Origin of the sequence: Micromonospora andamanensis (assembly GCF_016863495.1) — a bacterium.
Lineage (GTDB): Bacteria > Actinomycetota > Actinomycetes > Mycobacteriales > Micromonosporaceae > Micromonospora > Micromonospora andamanensis.
The window spans coordinates 33,686-50,915 of the sequence record NZ_BOOZ01000011.1 but is presented as its reverse complement, the minus strand read 5'-3'; the positions used below and the strand labels follow the sequence as shown (position 1 = coordinate 50,915).

At 72.1% G+C, this 17,230-nt stretch carries 18 protein-coding genes; 5 read left to right on the top strand and 13 right to left on the bottom strand.

Features of this window, described 5'->3' with window-relative positions:
• The first annotated feature begins 8 nt into the window (after positions 1-8).
• From Van01_RS11500 to Van01_RS11490, 3 genes are all read left to right on the top strand, one after another.
• Entirely contained in the window at positions 9-797 is a 789-nt protein-coding gene (locus Van01_RS11500) for an enoyl-CoA hydratase-related protein (protein ID WP_204005592.1), read from the top strand.
• Positions 798-917: 120 nt separating this feature from the next.
• Positions 918-1,877: a hypothetical protein gene (locus tag Van01_RS11495; protein WP_204006147.1), complete on the top strand. Its 960-nt coding sequence runs from the start codon at positions 918-920 to the stop codon at positions 1,875-1,877.
• 188 nt (positions 1,878-2,065) lie between these two features.
• On the top strand, positions 2,066-3,001 hold the full coding sequence (locus Van01_RS11490) for a phytanoyl-CoA dioxygenase family protein (protein WP_204005590.1): 936 nt from the start codon (positions 2,066-2,068) through the stop codon (positions 2,999-3,001).
• Between the two features lie 95 nt (positions 3,002-3,096).
• On the opposite strand, the gene Van01_RS11485 is transcribed toward Van01_RS11490, so the two are convergent.
• The 5 genes from Van01_RS11485 to Van01_RS11465 form a co-directional block, all read right to left on the bottom strand.
• Positions 3,097-3,741 (bottom strand): MOSC domain-containing protein, encoded by a 645-nt coding sequence (locus Van01_RS11485; RefSeq protein WP_373306238.1) that lies wholly within the window; start codon positions 3,739-3,741, stop codon positions 3,097-3,099.
• A gap of 155 nt (positions 3,742-3,896) precedes the next feature.
• The gene (locus Van01_RS11480) at positions 3,897-4,181 is read right to left on the bottom strand and encodes a GlsB/YeaQ/YmgE family stress response membrane protein (protein WP_204005581.1); all 285 of its coding nucleotides are present in this window, start codon (positions 4,179-4,181) and stop codon (positions 3,897-3,899) included.
• A gap of 196 nt (positions 4,182-4,377) precedes the next feature.
• Positions 4,378-4,668 (bottom strand): GlsB/YeaQ/YmgE family stress response membrane protein, encoded by a 291-nt coding sequence (locus Van01_RS11475; protein WP_099850443.1) that lies wholly within the window; start codon positions 4,666-4,668, stop codon positions 4,378-4,380.
• Positions 4,669-4,827: 159 nt separating this feature from the next.
• Positions 4,828-6,702, bottom strand: a complete 1,875-nt coding sequence (gene lepA, locus Van01_RS11470) for a translation elongation factor 4 (protein ID WP_204005573.1) — start codon at positions 6,700-6,702, stop codon at positions 4,828-4,830.
• Positions 6,703-6,796: 94 nt separating this feature from the next.
• Positions 6,797-7,330, bottom strand: a complete 534-nt coding sequence (locus Van01_RS11465; RefSeq protein ID WP_204005571.1) for a DUF4240 domain-containing protein — start codon at positions 7,328-7,330, stop codon at positions 6,797-6,799.
• A gap of 77 nt (positions 7,331-7,407) precedes the next feature.
• Between Van01_RS11465 and Van01_RS11460 the strand changes: the two genes are divergently transcribed.
• Both Van01_RS11460 and rpsT read left to right on the top strand, forming a co-directional pair.
• Positions 7,408-8,382, top strand: coding sequence for a phosphotransferase family protein (locus Van01_RS11460; RefSeq protein ID WP_239099006.1), 975 nt, complete (start codon positions 7,408-7,410; stop codon positions 8,380-8,382).
• A gap of 230 nt (positions 8,383-8,612) precedes the next feature.
• Complete coding sequence (gene rpsT / locus Van01_RS11455) at positions 8,613-8,879, top strand: 30S ribosomal protein S20 (protein WP_204005569.1); 267 nt, start codon at positions 8,613-8,615, stop codon at positions 8,877-8,879.
• Positions 8,880-9,066: 187 nt separating this feature from the next.
• On the opposite strand, the gene Van01_RS32980 is transcribed toward rpsT, so the two are convergent.
• From Van01_RS32980 to rsfS, 8 genes are all read right to left on the bottom strand, one after another.
• Positions 9,067-9,645, bottom strand: a complete 579-nt coding sequence (locus Van01_RS32980; protein WP_239099005.1) for a hypothetical protein — start codon at positions 9,643-9,645, stop codon at positions 9,067-9,069.
• Positions 9,642-10,622 (bottom strand): DNA polymerase III subunit delta, encoded by a 981-nt coding sequence (gene holA, locus Van01_RS11445; RefSeq protein ID WP_204005560.1) that lies wholly within the window; start codon positions 10,620-10,622, stop codon positions 9,642-9,644. The genes Van01_RS32980 and holA overlap by 4 nt, the downstream gene beginning before the upstream one ends.
• Positions 10,623-10,746: 124 nt before the next feature.
• Entirely contained in the window at positions 10,747-13,167 is a 2,421-nt protein-coding gene (locus tag Van01_RS11440) for a ComEC/Rec2 family competence protein (protein ID WP_239099004.1), read from the bottom strand.
• On the bottom strand, positions 13,164-14,144 hold the full coding sequence (locus tag Van01_RS11435; protein ID WP_373306244.1) for a helix-hairpin-helix domain-containing protein: 981 nt from the start codon (positions 14,142-14,144) through the stop codon (positions 13,164-13,166). The genes Van01_RS11440 and Van01_RS11435 overlap by 4 nt, the downstream gene beginning before the upstream one ends.
• A gap of 191 nt (positions 14,145-14,335) precedes the next feature.
• A complete protein-coding gene (locus Van01_RS11430; RefSeq protein WP_308442381.1) occupies positions 14,336-15,109 on the bottom strand; it encodes an SDR family NAD(P)-dependent oxidoreductase in 774 nt (257 codons plus the stop codon).
• 88 nt (positions 15,110-15,197) lie between these two features.
• Positions 15,198-16,058: a DegV family protein gene (locus tag Van01_RS11425; RefSeq protein ID WP_204005555.1), complete on the bottom strand. Its 861-nt coding sequence runs from the start codon at positions 16,056-16,058 to the stop codon at positions 15,198-15,200.
• A gap of 46 nt (positions 16,059-16,104) precedes the next feature.
• Positions 16,105-16,770: a histidine phosphatase family protein gene (locus Van01_RS11420; protein ID WP_204005553.1), complete on the bottom strand. Its 666-nt coding sequence runs from the start codon at positions 16,768-16,770 to the stop codon at positions 16,105-16,107.
• Positions 16,767-17,171 (bottom strand): ribosome silencing factor, encoded by a 405-nt coding sequence (rsfS, locus tag Van01_RS11415; protein ID WP_204005551.1) that lies wholly within the window; start codon positions 17,169-17,171, stop codon positions 16,767-16,769. The genes Van01_RS11420 and rsfS overlap by 4 nt, the downstream gene beginning before the upstream one ends.
• Between the last annotated feature and the right edge of the window lie 59 nt (positions 17,172-17,230).

Genomic DNA, 17,230 nt, shown 5'->3' with positions numbered 1-17,230 from the left:
GCCCTCCCATGACCTCTCCCGACGCGCTCGTGCGGGTCGCCACGGCCCACGGGGTGACCACGCTCACCCTGGACAGTCCGCACAACCGCAACGCGCTCTCCACGCCGCTGATGACCGAACTGCTGGCCGGGCTGGCCGCCGCGGTCGCCGACGACGCGGTCCGGGTGATCGTGCTCGACCACACCGGTCCGGTCTTCTGCTCCGGCGCCGACCTGAAGGAGACCGCCGCGGCGTACGCCAGCGGCACGGTGCCGGCAGGGATGCTGGGTGACGTGCTCGCGGCGGTCCGGGATTGCCCGAAGCCGGTGCTGGCGAAGGTCGGTGGCCCGGCCCGGGCCGGCGGCCTGGGCCTGATCGCGGCGGCCGACCTGGCGGTCTGCGCGGCCGAGGCCACGTTCGCCTTCACCGAGGTGCGGATCGGGGTGATCCCCGCGGTGATCTCCGCGACGGTGCTGCCCCGCCTGTCGTCCCGGGCGGCGGCCGAGCTGTACCTGACCGGCGACACCTTCGACGGCCCACGGGCCGCCGAGATCGGCCTGGTCACCGCGGCGGTGCCGGCAGCGGAGCTGGCTGCCGTGGTACGCCGCTACTGCGACTCGCTGGTGCGCGGCGCGCCGGCGGCGTTGGCCGGGGCGAAGCGCCTGCTGCGCCGCCCGGCCGCCGTCGACCTGCGCGCCGAACTGGCCGAGCTGGCCGAGCTGTCCACCGGGTACTTCCTGTCGGCGGACGGGATGGAGGGTGTCACCGCGTTCCGGGAGAAGCGGCCACCCCGCTGGGTGGCGGAACTCGGCAGGTGAGGGCCGGCCGGGACGGGGAACCTCACGTCCACGCGTGGTCGCCGCGCGGAAGCCGGAACCGGTCGGACGCCCCGGACGGGTCGATGAGGGACGTACGCTTGGCGGACCTTGACACAGGAGGTGCGGGTGCGAACTCGGGCTGCCGCGACGGGCTTCGTGGTCCTCGTCCTGATCGCCGCGATCGGGATGATCGTGGTGCTGAGGCAGGCCGGTGAGGGGTTACGGCTGCCGCTGGCCGGCCGGGCCTGCACAGTGCAGGCCGACGGCGAGGTGACGCTCGACTCGCAGCAGATGGCGAACGCGGCGACGATCGCGGCGATCGGCGTGCAGCGCGAGATGCCCGAGCGCGCCGTGGTGGTGGCGCTGGCCACCGCGTACCAGGAGTCCGGGCTGCGCAACCTGACAGGTGGTGACCGCGACTCCGTGGGGCTGTTCCAGCAGCGGCCGAGTCAGGGTTGGGGCACGCCGACCCAGATCCGCGACCCCCGCTACGCGGCGGGAAAGTTCTACGCGGCGTTGAAGAAGGTGCGCGGCTGGGAGGACATGCGGGTCACCGACGCCGCGCAGAAAGTGCAGCGCTCGGCCTTCCCGGAGGCGTACGAGAAGTGGGCCGACGAGTCGCAGGTGCTCACCCGGGCGCTGCTCGGTCATGCCACCACGGCTGTCACCTGCGCGGTGGGTGGCGATCCGGTGATGCGGGGCGCCGCCGCCATCGCCGCGCTGGCCGAGGGGTTGACGCTCGACTGGGGTCTGTCCGAGCGCTCCCCGGTCGAGGACTCCGGGCCGGGTTCGGACTACTTCGCCACCGAGGTGGACCGCGAGGTCGGCCTGGCGAGCCTGACGGTGGGCATCCGGGCCGCCGCGGCGCGCTCGACCGACGCCACGCAGGCGATCCCCGAGGGCGAGCGGGCCGGCTGGCGGTACGCGCACTGGCTGGTCTCCCACGCGAAAGAGCACGGGGTGAAGCGGGTCGCCTTCGACGGCCGGGAGTGGACCGCCAAGCGGGGCACCTGGAAGCGCCTGCCGGACAGCGAACGCAGCAGTGGGCAGGTCCAGGCGGAGGTCCACGCGGACGTCTGAGCAGCCCCGATCTCCTTACCCGCAGTCACCGCAAAATCGGGCCATCCCCCACATAATTGCCCGTCCCGCCACGTTGCGTGACTGGCGGTAGTTGGGCAACAGCCATCAGTCGTCATCCCCGTGGAAAGGTCACGGGGTGCCCCCCGGGCCATTGCCACGCGCGTTACGATCGGCGGCCTGTGCCAGAAATGGTTTCACCTCTTGGGGAGGGGTACGACGTGGCGTTCGACTACGGCGACCGGACCGGCTACGAACCGATCAGTGACGTCGACCGCAAGGAGTTTCACGAGCAGGGCTTCCTCCTGCTGCGGAACGTCCTGACCGAGGATCACCGGGCTGCGCTGGAGGCCGCGGTCGACCGGGTGTACGAGGAGGAGAAGGCAAAGGGCACCACCACCAAGGACGGCACCCTGCACCTGCTGGGTTTCCTCGAGCGGGACGAGCTCTTCGGTGAGCTGCTGACCCACCCGATCGCGTTCCCGTACATGTGGGGCCTGGCGGGTTGGAACATCTACACCCACCACAACCACCTCGACGTCACGCCGCCGGCGGCGGAACCCGAGAAGCCGTACTGGGGTTGGCACCAGGACGGTTACCGGCAGAACTCCGACCCGGAGACGATGGACCCGAACCTGCCGCGTCCGATGTTCTCGCTGAAGGTCGCCTACGTGCTCTCCGACCTGTCGGAGAAGGGCCGCGGCGCGACGAAGGTGATCCCGGGCAGCCACCTGTGGAACTCGCTGCCGCGTCCGACGGACCTGAGCGTGCACAACCCGGATCCGGAGGGCACTGTCGAGATCACCGCCAACCCGGGCGACGCCTTCATCTTCGACCGCCGCCAGTGGCACTCCCGCTCGACCAACCTGTCGAACATCACCCGCAAGATGCTGTTCGTCGGCTACACCTACCGGTGGATCCGTCCGCTCGACGAGCTGCACCCCGACAAGGACGGCGAGTGGTACCGCAACCGCACGCCGGTGCAGCGCCAGTTGCTCGGTGAGGGCACCCACACGGCCAACTACTGGGGCATCAACTGGGACGGCTACATCGACGACGAGATCCCGCTGCGCAAGGAGCTCAAGCAGCGCGGTCTGCTCAACCGCAACATCCCCTGGCTCCGCTGACCGGACCGTGACGAAGGGTCCCGCCGGCCACGACCGATCGTGGCCGGCGGGACCTTTTCGCGTTCGCCCGCCGGTTCGGCCGGCACGCCGGTGCGTCAGCCGGGCGGTCCGCCGAGACGGCGGCGCACCTTCTCGCGGACCGGCTCGGGCAGGTCCTCGGCGGCCAGCAGCCGGGGCAGCAGCGCCGGCTCCAGGCTGAGCGCCCGGAACACCTCACCGAGGGTCACCCCGTGCGCCGGCCGGTGCACGATCTCGATCTGGTCGCCGGCAGCGACCGCTCCCTCGCGCAGCACCCGCAGGTACGCGCCCGGGGTCGCCCGCTCGGTGAACCGCTTGATCAGATCCGGTACGCCCCAGAAACCGGCGAAGGTGGTGCACGGCGTACGCGGGGTGGTCACCTGGAGCAGCGCCGCGCCGACCGCCCACCGCTCGCCGATCACGGCACCTGTCACGTCGACCGCCTCCGTGGTGAGGTTCTCGCCGAAGCCGCCGGGGCGGATGGCGCGCCCGAGGTCCGCCTCCCACCAGGTCGCGTCCTCCACCGCGTACGCGTAGACCGCCTTGTCCGGACCGCCGTGGTGGGCCCGTTCGCCGATGAAGTCGCCTGCCACGCCGTCGGCCCGGAAGAGCACCTGGGCGTCGGTCGGCCGCTTGTCGATGCCGCTGCGTCCGCTCGCGGCACCGGCCCACGGAGCTTCGGTCACCACGCCCACGTTCACCGAAGCCACAGTGCCCATCATGATCAGCATCCTACGGGAGCAACCCGGTGACGCCTCGGCCCTCTCGTTCGGCAGCCGGGCTGGTCAGGTCGGGCCCGCCACCGGTCACGAGACCGTGGGCACCCATGCGAAAGGCGCCCGACCTCACGGTCGGGCGCCTTTCGACGGTTCAGCGGTTACCGGGTCACACCGCGGCGGTTACGGCCCACACCGGCGACCAGCGCGACCGCGACGGCGGCCAGCAGCACCTGGAGCATCAGCTCCCGCCAGTCGATCCCGGCGGTCTCGGCGAAGCCGGAGGCCCGGGCGATCACGGTGCCGAGCAGCGCGGCACCGACACCGATGAGCATGTGCAGCCAGATCGGCATGTTCTGCCGGCCCGGCACCACCAGGCGGCCAAGCGCGCCGATGATCAGACCGACGATCAGCGCGGTGATGATGCCCCAGACGGTGAGCTCCATGGTCGCTCTCCTTCACAAAAGACGTTCCACGTTTGTGGTGTTCCTGTCGTGACCGCCTAGTGCCCGACCCGTGAAGATCCCAAACCGAATTTTCTGGCGGAGAAGCCGCGACGATTCCGAAAGATCGCGTCGAGGGAGCCCACACGCGGACGGGCGCCCGGCCTGATGGCCGGGCGCCCGTCGGAGGCGGATGCGGTTACCTGTGGGTGACACCGCGACGGCGGCTGCCCAGGCCGGCCACCAGGGCGACCGCGATCGCGGCCAGGGCGACCTGGACGGCCAACTCGGCCCAGTCGATGCCGGCGGTCACCGTGGCGATGCCCATCGCACGGGCGAGCACGGTACCGAGCAGCGCCGCGCCGACGCCGATGATCATGTGCAGCCAGATCGGCATGTCCTGACGGCCCGGCACCACCAGGCGGCCAAGCGCGCCGATGATCAGACCCACGAACAGCGCGGTGATGATGCCCCAGACGGTGAGCTCCATGGCGGCTCTCCTTACCCAGAAGATGTCATTCGGGGGTTCCTGTCGTGCCGATCAGATTCCCTCGACACCGAATCCCCAAACCGCCCAGAGCGCCGTCGGCGGACGCCACAGGTCATGCCGCGCGTCAATGGCACATTGCGCCGCGACGAGACCTGTCGGTCACTTCTTTCCAGTCGCCTTGCCGTCGGAGTCGGAGGAGAGCGCGGCGATGAAGGCCTCCTGCGGGACCTCCACCCGGCCCACCATCTTCATCCGCTTCTTGCCCTCCTTCTGCTTCTCCAGCAGCTTGCGCTTACGGCTGATGTCACCGCCGTAGCACTTGGCGAGCACGTCCTTGCGGATGGCGCGGATCGTCTCCCGAGCGATCACCCGACTACCGATGGCCGCCTGGATGGGCACCTCGAACTGCTGGCGCGGGATGAGGTTGCGCAGCTTCGCGGCGATCGTGGTGCCGTAGGCGTACGCCTTGTCCTTGTGCACGATGGCGCTGAACGCGTCCACCGGCTCGCCGTGCAGCAGGATGTCGACCTTCACCAGGTCGGACGCCTGCTCGTCGGTGGGCTCGTAGTCCAGCGAGGCGTAGCCCTTGGTACGGCTCTTGAGCTGGTCGAAGAAGTCGAAGATGATCTCCGCGAGGGGCAGCGTGTAGCGCAGCTCCACCCGGTCGGCGGAGAGGTAGTCCATGCCGAGCAGATTGCCCCGCCGGCCCTGACACAGCTCCATCACCGCACCGACGTAGTCGTTGGGGGTCAGCACGGTGGCCCGCACCGTCGGCTCGTACACCTCGGCGATCTTGCCGGTCGGGTACTCGCTGGGGTTGGTGACCACGACCTCCTGGCCATCCTCCTGGATCGCCCGGTAGACCACGTTCGGCGCGGTGGAGATGAGGTCCAGGTTGAACTCCCGCTCCAGCCGCTCCCCGATGATCTCCAGGTGCAGCAGGCCGAGGAAGCCGCAGCGGAACCCGAAGCCGAGGGCACCCGAGGTCTCCGGCTCGTAGGTGAGCGCCGCGTCGTTGAGCTTGAGCTTGTCCAGCGCGTCGCGCAGCGCCGGGTAGTCCGACCCGTCGATCGGGTAGAGACCCGAGTACACCATCGGCTTCGGGTCCTTGTAGCCGCCGAGAGCTTCGGTCGCCGGCCGGTTGTTGATGGTGACGGTGTCACCGACCCGGGACTGGCGGACATCCTTCACCCCGGTGATCAGGTAGCCGACCTCGCCGACGCCGAGCGCCTCGGCCTTCACCATCTCCGGCGAGATGACCCCGATCTCCAGCAGCTCGTGCACCGCCCCGGTGGACATCATCTTGATCCGGTCCCGGGCGCTGATGTGACCGTCGATCACCCGGACGTAGGTGACCACGCCCCGGTAGACGTCGTACACCGAGTCGAAGATCATGGCGCGGGCCGGAGCGTCGGCGTCACCGACCGGCGGGGTGAACTGCCGGACGATCTCGTCGAGCAGGTACGGCACGCCCTCACCGGTCTTGCCGGAGACCCTGATGCAGTCCGCCGGGTCGCCGCCGATCAGGTGGGCCAGTTCCTCGGCGTACTTCTCCGGCTGGGCGGCCGGCAGGTCGATCTTGTTGAGCACCGGAATGATGTGCAGGTCGTTCTCGAGCGCGAGATAGAGGTTCGCAAGCGTCTGCGCCTCGATGCCCTGGGCCGCGTCGACGAGCAGGATGGCACCCTCGCAGGCGGCCAGCGACCGGGACACCTCGTAGGTGAAGTCCACGTGGCCCGGGGTGTCGATCATGTTGAGCACGGCCTGTTCGCCGGCCCGCTCGCCCTCTCGGATGGTCCACGGCATGCGAACGGCCTGGCTCTTGATGGTGATGCCGCGCTCGCGCTCGATGTCCATCCGGTCGAGGTACTGCGCGCGCATCAGCCGCGGATCGACCACACCGGTGAGCTGCAACATCCGGTCAGCCAGGGTCGACTTTCCGTGGTCGATGTGAGCGATGATGCAGAAGTTCCTGATCCGCCCCGGGTCGGTGGCACCAGGAGCGTTCGCGCCGGGATCGAGCGTCGGTGGCACAGCGGTCCGTTCTGGTCGGCTGACGTGAGCGGGCCGGCACGCGCCGGCCCCCTCTATGCTCCCATGTCCCCGGCGGACATCGGCCGGGCGTCCGTCACTCCTGCGGCGGCTCGACGAAGAGGGCGGCGAGCCGGGGCAGTCGGCGGCGCGCCTCGTCCTCGTCGTCGAAGTCCCAGAAGTCGTTCAGGTCGGGCTGCCGGATCGCCGCACGCTCTCCCGGCAGGTCGGTCGCGGTCGCCTTGCGGTACGCGTCCCACGGCACCGCGAGCATGTCCTCGCACTCGAACTCCTCGCCGCTGAGCGAGGCGGACCGGATCTGCGGCAGCTCGGCAAGCGAGTCCGGATCGGCGACCGCCCGGGCGAAGACCTCCCGTCCCTGGGTCATCAGCCAACCCCGGAAGTACTCGAATCCGTCGTCGGAGGCCCCACCGTTGATCAGGTACGCGGCACCCCACAGATCGACCCGGTAGGACGCGGCCAGGACCCGTTGCTGGTGGTGGGCGTACCCGATGATCTCCTCGGGGTCGCGGGCGGCGAGCAACGCGACAGCCCGGGCGGCGACGGCGTCCGGTTCGCCCCCGCCGGTCCGGGCGCGGTCGATCAACTGCCAGAAGTCGTCGGTCCTCATGGGCTGGCAGTCTGGCAGACGCGCCCGGATCCGCGCCGGATGTCGCCGCCCGGCCGGCCGCCGGGCAGCATGGTCGGGTGAGTGTTCCCGTCCCGTACCACGCGACCGCGCAGCGGCCCGAGTGGTCGTCGCTGCCGGCGCGGCTACGAGCCGAAGTGTCCACGCGGATGGGTGCCCCGGTAATCCAGGCCCGCACCGCTGGTGCCGGCTTCACCCGCGGGTTCGCGGCGCTGCTGCGCACCGCCGACGGGCAGAGCGCGTTCGTCAAGGCCGCGCCCCACGCCGAGCAACCGCACCTGGTCGACTGGTACGCCCGGGAGGCCGCGATCCTCACCCGGCTGCCGGCCGGGCTGCCCGCGCCTCGGCCGCGCTGGACGCTGTGGGAGGCGGGCTGGTACGTCCTCTGCCTCGACCCCGTCGACGGTCACACCCCCCGGCTGCCCTGGGACCAGGCCGAACTGACCGCCACCCTGACCGCCTTCGCCGACGTCGCCGAGGCGCTCGCCGAGCCGCCCGTTGAGCTGACCGCCCTCGGCCTGCCCCGCCTCGCCGACCTGGCCCGCGACGACCTCCTCTGGTGGGGCGAGGTCGCCGCCGGCCGGGAGCAGGTACCGCCGCTGCCCGCCCCGGCGCGGGGACGCCTGGCCGACCTGGTCACGCTGGAGTCGCGCCTGCCCCGGTACGCCGCCGCCGCGACCGGGCTGACCCACGGCGACCTGCGGGTCGACAACGTACTCGTCGACACCGCCGGATCGGTCTGGTTCTGCGACTGGCCGTGGCTGTGTCACGGGCCCGCCTGGTTCGACCTGGTCACCCTGCTCATCACCGGGTACGCCACCGGACTCGACGTCGATTCGCTCTTCGCCGCCCAGCCGGCCGCCGCCAGCGCACCCGACGACGCGCTCGACGTCACGCTCGCCGCCCTGGCCGGCTACCACCTCACCGCCGCGACCTCAGCGCCACCGACCGCCTCGACCAACCTGCCGGCCCACCAGCGGTGGACCGGCGAGCAGGCCATCCGCTGGCTGTCCCACCGCCGCGGCTGGCTCTGACCCCACCCGCACCCACACCCGCCACCCGCACCCACGCCGTTGATCATGAGGTTATCGGCACCTTGAAGATCAACAATTGCCGCTACCCTCATGATCGACCACGGTGGGCGGCGGGAGGCTGTTTTGGCCCGTTCGAGCCGACCTGGTAACCTGGCTCTTCGCGCAGCGATGACGCATGCTCGTCGCGCGCGCAAGCTGACCAACCCGAGCTATCAAGACGAGGCTGTCGCGTGGCGAACATCAAGTCCCAGATCAAGCGCAACCGGCAGAACGAGAAGCGCCGGCTGCGTAACAAGTCGGTCAAGTCGTCGCTGAAGACCGCCATCCGCAAGTTCCACGAGGCCGCTGAGGCCGGTGACGTCGAGAAGGCCACCGCCCTCATGCAGGACGCCTCGCGCAAGCTGGACAAGGCGGCCAGCAAGGGCGTCATCCACGGCAACCAGGCCGCGAACCGGAAGTCCGCGATCGCCAAGCGCGTCGCGTCGCTCGCCGCCTGAGCCAGCGCCCAGACCTGACGGAAGCCCCGGGGCACCGCCCCGGGGCTTCCGCACGTCGTCCACCGGCTGTCGCTCCGGCCTTGTCCGGCGGCAGCCGGTCCCTTGATTCCTTCCCGGTCGGCGGCACGCCCCGGTCCAGCCAGCGTCCCCGGTCCAGCCAGCGTCCCTGCTTCGGGAAGCGCGCTGATCAGGATCCAGGCTCTGTGGTCCCCGATCGACGGCCAGGCTGACCCCGATCGGCCTCGACCTCGACACCGCGCGCTGCCGGGCGGTGCTGCTGGCCCGCCGGCCCGGCCGGCCGGTGCTGCTGCTGGTGCGCTGATCCGGCCGGGCGATGCTGCTGGTCCGCCGGCCCGGCCGGGCGATGCTGCTGGTCCGCCGGCTCGGAGCGGACCACGACGCCGGGCACGCTGTGCCGCAACCAGTCGACCCGGGCCCGCCCGACCACCGGCTCCATCTGCCGGCGGAACCTGTCACGTTCCTGCTCGGGTACGGCCGCGGCGGAGCGCACCACCGCGGCGGCCACCAGATCGTTGAGCTTGACCATCACGGCCACCGCGGCAGGCAGCACCAGCACCGCCCACCAGGTCACCAGCTCGGCGAGCGCGAGCAGGGCCGCCAACGCGATCGCCCCCTCGAAGAAGATGAAGCAGAGGACTCCGCCCGGGTTGACGAACCGCAGCCCGAGCACCCGCGCGTAGAACGGACGGTACCGCTCCTCGTCGGCCGGGATCGTGGCCCACGAGCCATGGAGCGCTCCGCTCACCTGGCGCCACCCTGCCGCGCCGCCGCCACCGAGAAGACCGCCTTCTCCAGCGCGTACGCCCGATCGTCGGAGCCGCCCTTGACCGCCGCGTTGCACTCCGCCGCCGCCCGCATCGCCAGTACCAGACCGTCCGGGGTCCAACCACGGGCCTGCCGTTGGGCCCGTTCCACCTTCCACGGCGGCATGCCCAGACTGCTGGCGAGTTGATACGGACTGCCCCGGCCGGCGGAGGCGACCCGGGCGACCGTACGGATGCCGTCGGCGAGGGCGTCGGCGATCGGTACCGGATCGACCCCCACGTGCAGCGCCCAGCGCAGCGCCTCGAGCGCACCCGGCAGGTCACCGACCATCGTGGCGTCGGCCACCGTGAACCCGCTCACCTCCACCCGGCCCCGGTAGTAGCGGGCCACCGTGTCGGCGCCGATCCGGCCGTCGGTGTCGGCGATCAGTTGGGAACAGGCCGCCGCGAGTTCGCGCAGATCGTTGCCGACCGCGGCGATCAGCGCCTCGGCCGCGTCGTCGGTGCATCGCCCACCTGCCCGGCGAATCTCCTCGCGGACGAAGGCCACCCGCTCGCGGTGTCCCTTCAGTTTGGTAGCCGGCACGACCTGGGCGCCTGCCGCCTTCAACCCGTCGGCGAACGCCTTGCCCTTCGCCGCACCGAGGTGCGCCACCACGAGCTGCACCTCCGGGTCAGGGTTCTTCGCGTACGCCAACAGGGCGGCGACCAGGTCCTTGCGGGCGTCCTGACCGGACCGGAGCACAAGCACCCGACGCCCACCGAACAGCGACGGGCTGAGCATCTCGTCGATCTCGCCCACGGTCAGCTGACCGGCCTGGTACTCGCGCACGTCGACGCCGGGGTCAGCGGCCCGGGCAGCGGCGACGGTTTCGGTCACCGCGCGCGTGGCGAGCAGCTCCTCGTCGCCGAGGACGAGCACAATGGGAGCGGCACTGGCGGCGGTCACGCCGCCCATATTCGCACGCTCGGCCGGCTGGTCCAGCCTGCTCGTCGGTACTCTGCCGGCAGACCCCGCACTCAGCGCAAATCCAGACATACGCCTCATATTCCGCCTTTCGCGGTAAATTGCCGTCGATTCATCACGATGGACGGACCCGGTCGACACCGGCGCTCACCACCCCGAGCCCTCGGGTCGACCGCACGACCGCCAGGTCACCACCGGTGTCGGTACGCAGCACCCGCGCCCCACCGCGGGCCAGCCGGGCCAGCACCGCCGGGTTGGGATGCCCGTAGGTGTTCCCCGCCCCGACCGGCACCAGCGCCACCGCCGGCCGTACCGCGTCCAGAAAGGCCGGATCCTGGTACGCGGAGCCGTGGTGGGCGACCTTCAGCACGTCGGCCCGCAGCCCGTCCGGCGGCAGCCGTTCCCGCACCGCCTGCTGCTCCTCCACCTCGGCGTCGCCGGTCAGCAGGATCCGCACCCGGTCGACAGTGGCGAGCAGCATCAGGGAGTTGTTGTTCGGATCCGATCGGGTTCCGCGCATCGGGTACGGCGGCCCGAGCACTGTCACCTCGACCGCCCCGGCCCGGTAACGCCACCCCACCGGGGCGGCCACCACAGGTGTGTGGTGTGCCGCGGCGGTGCTGCGCACCAGGTCCCGGCCGGCCGCCGGCTCCGGCCACTGCGGAACCAGCACCGTGTCCACCCGCCGTCCCCGGAAGATCCCGGCCACCCCGCCGGTGTGATCCACGTGGAAGTGGCTGACCACGAGCAGCGACACCCGCCGTACGCCGAGCCGGCGCAGGCAGGCGTCCGCCGCCGCCGGATCCGGACCGGCGTCGACCACCACCGCCCGGCCGGCCACCACCGGCAGCAGCACCGTGTCGCCCTGGCCCACCGCACAGGCCGTGACGACCCACCCCGGCGGCGGCCACCCCGGCGCGATCATCCGTACCGGCAGGGTGCCCACCATCACCGCGACCGCGCAGACCGCCACCAGGCGACGTACCACGGGACGGCGGGCCGCGATCAGCAACGCCACGGTCAGCGCCGCCAGCAGCAGCGCCCCGGAGATCCCGCCGGGCCACGGCAGGTTGCCCGCCGGCAGCCGGGCACCGTACCTGGCGACAAGCACCAGCCACCACGCCGGCCAGTGCGCCAGCCAGGCGACGGTCTCGGCACCGGCCGGCCAGACCGGCGAGACGACAGCCGCCGTCACGCCCAGCACCGTCGCCGGGGCGATCGCCGGCACCGCGAGCAGGTTCGCCGGCACCGCGACCAGGCTGACCGTGCCGGTCAGGCCCGCGATCACAGGTGAACAGGCGAGTTGTGCGGCAGCCGGCACCGCGAGTGCCTCGGCCGCCCCCGGCGGTACGCCCCGCCGCCGCAGCCTGTCCCGCCAACCCGGCGCGAGCAGCAGCAGACCACCTGTGGCCAGCACGGACAGCGCGAAGCCGGCGTCACCGGCGAGTTCCGGATCGACGAGTACCAGCACCGCCACGGCGGCGGCAAGTGCGGGCACCGCCGCCCGGCGTCGCCCGGTGGCCAGCGCGGCGAGCCCGATCGCGCCCATGGTGGCCGCGCGGACCACGCTCGGCGACGGCCGGACCAGGATGACGAAGCCCACCAGGGCCAGCCCGCAGAGACCCACGGCCAGCACCGGACCGGCTCGGGCCCAGCGGGCCAGCAGCAGCACCGCACCCACCACAATTGCCACGTTCGATCCGGAAACAGCGTTCAGGTGGGTCATTCCGGTGGCGCGGAAGTCCTCTTCCACAGTGTCGGGCAACTCGCTGGTGTCGCCGACGACCAGGCCGGGCAGCAGGCCACCCGGATCATCCGGCAGCGGCGCACACGCTCGCTGGAGACCGGCACGGAGCCGGTCGGCCGCGCGCTGCACCGCCGACGGGGCACCGAGCCGATCCGGTGCCCCGTCGGCCATCAGGACCGCCCCGGTGAGGTCGCCGCCGCGCGGTGCGGCAAGGCGCCCCTGGGCGGTGAGGCGCTGCCCGGGCAGCAGCCCTCGCCAGGCCGGGTCGTCGGCGAGCACCAGGACCCGCGCCGGTGTGGTGATCCGCTGGCCCCGTGGCCCGGTCAGGGTGACCAACCTGGCCGGCACCAGCAGCGTCGGTGGGCGGCCCACGATGCCGCCGCGTACCGGCCTGGGGTCGTCCCGGACGACCAGTTCGGTGCTGACCCGGGCCTGTTCGTCCACCAGGACACGCAACGGGCCGGCGTCCCGTACGGTCAGCCGCGCCGAGGTGGCCGCCCCGCCGCAGACCACGCCGAGCAGGATCGCCACCGCGATCCAGCCGTGGTGGCGCACGGTCGGGCGAGGGCGGCCGACGAACCCGAGCAGGTGCAGTGTCACCGTCCCGGCGAGGCCGGCCGCCGCGGCGGTCACCAGCAGCGTCCGCCGGGTGTCGAGGTGCAGCCCGGCCAGCGCGGTGAGCCAGGCCGCCACGGCAAGCCCCGCCATTCGGAGATCCGGGGTGGTCGCGTCGGCCGCGAAACCGGCGGTTCCGGCCGACCGGGTGACCGGGGTGGGTGCCGCCTTCACACCGTCACCAGGTCCTTGAGCTGCTCGTACCGTGCGTCGCCGATCCCGTTCACCTGACGCAGATCCCCGACGGACCGAAAGCCGCCGTGCGTGGCGCGATGCTCGATGATGCGCTGGGCGAGCACCGGACCAACCCCGGGCAGCGTCTCAAGCTGTGCCGATGTGGCGGTGTTCAGGTTGACCCGCCCGCCGGTGCCGGGTCCGACGCCCGGACCTGAGCCGGGCAGGGCACCCGACGGCGGGACGCCCGGGCCCACGGTGGGCGCCGGTACGCCGACCAGGATCAACTCGCCGTCGCTGACCCGACGGGCCGGGTTCAGCATCGCCACGTCCACCCCCGGCAACGCACCCCCGGCGGCGTCGACGGCGTCGGCCACCCGTGCGCCGGCCGGCAGTCGCACCAGTCCGGGCCGCCGGACCTTGCCAGCGACAGCAACCACCAGTTCGCCGGTGGGCGCCGCCGCCGGCACCGCGGGTTCGTCGCCGGCCACGGCGGCCGGCTCCGGTGTCCCGGCGGTACCGGTCTCGGCGACGACCGGCTCCACCTGAGGTCGGGATCGCCAGGCCCAGAATCCTGCGGCCACCACCACGAGAACGGCGACGGCCGCGAGCGCCCGCACTCCCCGCCGCCCCGGATCGAAGGCACCGGGCCCGGGCAGCGGACGCCTCGGCGACGCCTCGTCGACCGTCCACTCCCGCTCGACGTGGACAGGTGCCTCGTCACCGGCACCAGCCGGACCACCTACGGCACGAGGACCGGCGGCACGAGCGGGTTCAGCGGCCCCGGCCGGACCGCCGTCACCGACCCGGTCGGCAGCCTGGACCGGCAGCAGCACTGTCGGCCAGTCGGTCACCGACGGCGGCGACCTGCCGGGCGTTCCGGCGAGCGGTGGCAGCCCGACCGAGGGCGGCAGCCCGTGTTCGCCCGACATCGGCGGGGCGGCAGCATCCCCCGAGTGGTCCAGCGCACCGGGCATGAGTCGCCACAGCCGCTGGCGGACCACCGTCTCCTCGTCCTCGTCCCTCGACACGGCGCGAGGCTAGAGCGGCGCGGCACTGGCAGGCGCGACGATCAGGCAGGACTGTGGACAGGGCAGGGCTCTGTGGACAACGCCCTGATCATGCACCGGTTCTGCTATGACCTCGGCAACGCCGAAGCGGCACGATTTCAGTCCGGGCGGCTCTCCGGGTCCAGACCGAGGACGGCGCGCCCGCCGTCGACCGGCAGGGTCACCCCGTTGACGAAACCGGCCGTCGGCGAGAGCAGGTACGCGACCGCCTCCGCCACGTCCTGCGGCTGCCCGATCCGGCCCACCGGGTGCAGCCGGTTCAGGTCCGCCTCGATCCGCCGCGCCCGCTCCGGTTCCGTCCCGGCCAGCAACGCCTCGTGGCGTTCGGTGACCACCGAACCGAGAGCGACCGTGTTGGCCCGGATGCCGTGCCTGCCGTACTCGACGGCCAGCGCCCGGGTCAGCCCTTCCACCGCCGCCTTGGCCGTGGCGTACGGCAGGCAGCCCGGGACCGGCCGGCTCGCCTGATGCGACGAGACGTTCACCACGGCGCCTGCGGTGCCGGCGGCGAGGAAGCGGCGTACCGCGATGGCCGCGCCGACCACGACGGGGCGCAGGTTGCGGGTGATCAGGTCGACGACCTCGCCGACCGGCGCGTCGTGTACCGAGGCGTCGCGGAAGACCGCCGCGTTGTTCACCCAGCCGGTGAGTGGCTGGGCGCGCTCGGCCAGGTCGGCGGCGCGGCCGGCGACGCCCTCGTCACCGGCGTCACCGACCACCGCCGCGAGCTGGTCGGCCCGGTCGTGCCCCGCCACCCAGGACAGCGCCTCCGGATCGCGTTCGATCACCACCACCGTCCGGCCGTCGGCGAGCAACCTCTCCACGATGCCCCGGCCGACGCCACGGCCACCACCGGTCACCACACAGGACACCCGCCCCACCTCCCCAACTCGGGATCCGCGACCAATCCTCGCCCACCCCCGCCATTACCCCCGGGCGGCTGCGCGGATCAGGCGCAGGTCAGGCGGCGGCGTCCGGCCGGCGGTGGATCACCACACAGGCGAGGCCGGGTCCGACGTGCACGGCGACGGCGGCACCAGCCTCGGAGACGTACACGTCGCGCAGCCGGTCGCCGAGCCGGTCGGTAAGCGTGCCGACGAGTTCCCCGGCCCGCTGCGGTGCGTCAAGATGGTGTACGGCCAGGTCCACAGGTCCGTCGCCGGCCGCCTCGACGGTGAGGTCGACCAGGCGTGCCATGCCCCGGCTGGCGGTGCGGACCTTGTCCCGCAGCACGATGTGCCCCTCGGGCATGTGCAGGATCGGCTTGACCGACAGCGCGGTACCGAGCAACGCCTCCGCCGCGTTGATCCGCCCGCCCCGACGGAGGAACTCCAGCGTGTCCACGTAGAAGTGGATGCTGGTGCGGCCGACGGCGGCCACTGCCGCAGCGCGTACCCCGGCCAGGTCGGCGCCGTGCGCGGCGGCCCGGGCCGCCGCGATCACCGGGAAACCGAGACCCATTCCGCAGGAGCGGCTGTCGACCACGCTGACCCGGTCGCCCAGTTCGGCGGCGGCCAGTTCGGCGGCCTCCACCGTGCCGGAGAGCCCGGCCGACAGGTGCACCGAGACGACGCCCTCCGCCCCGGCCGCCAGCAGCTCCCGGTACGTCCGGCCGAACTGTTCCGGCGAGGGACGGGAGGTGCTCACCGAGACCCGCCGCGCCCGCAACGCCCGAGTGGCGTCCGCCGGTAAGGTCTCGACGCCCTCCAGCCCTTCCACCCCGGCCAGCACCACGGTCAGCGGTACCACGGTCAGCGGGTGCTCCCGCAGCAGCTCGGGTGGCAGGTAGGCAGTGGAGTCGGTGACGACCGCGACTGGCATGCGGGCACCGTAGCGGATCAAGCTGGACGACCGCCCGACCGCGTCCTCAGACCGCCTCGGCGGAGACCGAGGTGACGGCCGCGACGGTGCCGGTCGGGGTGGCGGGGAGCTCCATCGGCCCGACGTTGTGGGCCCGCAGGTGCCAGCCACGCTCGACGTCGTGGCGCAGCTCCGTCCAGTGGCAGTTGCGCAGGGAGCCGACGGTACGCAGCACGTGGTGCTCCCAGCCGAGCAGGTGGCCGCAGCCTTGACGGGCCGCGGCACCGTGGGTGGCCACCACGACAGTGCCGCCCGGCACCTCCTCGGCGGCCTCCTGCAGGGCGGTGCCGATGCGCTTGGCCAACTCGTCGAGCGGTTCGATGTCCGCTCCCGGGTCGGGGTCGCCGGCCCGCCAGCGGGCGTACTCGTCGGGGAACCCTTCGGCCACCTCGGTGAGGAACATCCCCTGCCAGTTGCCGAAGTGCCGCTCCCGGAGCCGGGCGTCGGAGCGTACCGGCAGGCCGGTCAGCGCGGACAGCGCGTCGGCGGTCTCCGCAGCGCGGCTCAGATCGCTGGCGACCAGGGCGTCCGGGCGGAGCGCGGCCAGCAGCGGCGCGGCGGCGCGGGCCTGTTCCCGGCCGAGGTCGTTCAGCGGTACGTCGGTCTGCCCCTGCACCCGGCTGGCGGCGTTCCAGTCGGTGTTGCCGTGCCGCCAGATGATCAGCCTGGTCACTCGCCCGATCCGGCGGAGGCCTCGGCACTGGCGAGATCCCGGTCGACGAACGGGATCGTCGGGCAGTCCTTCCAGAGCCGGTCCAGGGCGTAGAACTCGCGCTCCTCGGTGTGCTGCACGTGCACCACGAGATCGACGTAGTCGAGCAGCACCCAGCGGCCGCCGCGCTCGCCCTCACGCCGCACCGGCTTCGCCTTCTCCGGCAGGTCGAGCAACGCCTCCTCGATGGCGTCGACGATGGCCAGCACCTGGCGCTCGTTCGGGGCCGCGGCGAGCAGGAACGCGTCGGTGATGGCGAGCTGGTCACCCACGTCGATGATGACGATGTCCTGAGCCTTCTTGTCGGCCGCGGCCTGGGCGGCGACGATCGCCAGCTCGTGGGCGCGTTCAGAAACTGTCACCGTTCTCCTTCGATCAACCGTGCGATGCTTCCAGCCTCTCACACGGCCCGGATTCACGA

Coding starts and splice junctions, on each gene's coding strand:
- Van01_RS11435 (WP_373306244.1), bottom strand. CDS start 14,144: ATGCCCGGTGCGCTGGACCACTCGGGGGATGCTGCCGCCCCGCCGATG.
- Van01_RS11490 (WP_204005590.1), top strand. CDS start 2,066: ATGGTTTCACCTCTTGGGGAGGGGTACGACGTGGCGTTCGACTACGGC.
- Van01_RS11500 (WP_204005592.1), top strand. CDS start 9: ATGACCTCTCCCGACGCGCTCGTGCGGGTCGCCACGGCCCACGGGGTG.
- holA (WP_204005560.1), bottom strand. CDS start 10,622: ATGGGCGGCGTGACCGCCGCCAGTGCCGCTCCCATTGTGCTCGTCCTC.
- Van01_RS11425 (WP_204005555.1), bottom strand. CDS start 16,058: ATGCCAGTCGCGGTCGTCACCGACTCCACTGCCTACCTGCCACCCGAG.
- Van01_RS11475 (WP_099850443.1), bottom strand. CDS start 4,668: ATGGAGCTCACCGTCTGGGGCATCATCACCGCGCTGTTCGTGGGTCTG.
- Van01_RS11465 (WP_204005571.1), bottom strand. CDS start 7,330: ATGAGGACCGACGACTTCTGGCAGTTGATCGACCGCGCCCGGACCGGC.
- Van01_RS11480 (WP_204005581.1), bottom strand. CDS start 4,181: ATGGAGCTCACCGTCTGGGGCATCATCACCGCGCTGATCGTCGGTCTG.
- Van01_RS11485 (WP_373306238.1), bottom strand. CDS start 3,741: ATGATGGGCACTGTGGCTTCGGTGAACGTGGGCGTGGTGACCGAAGCT.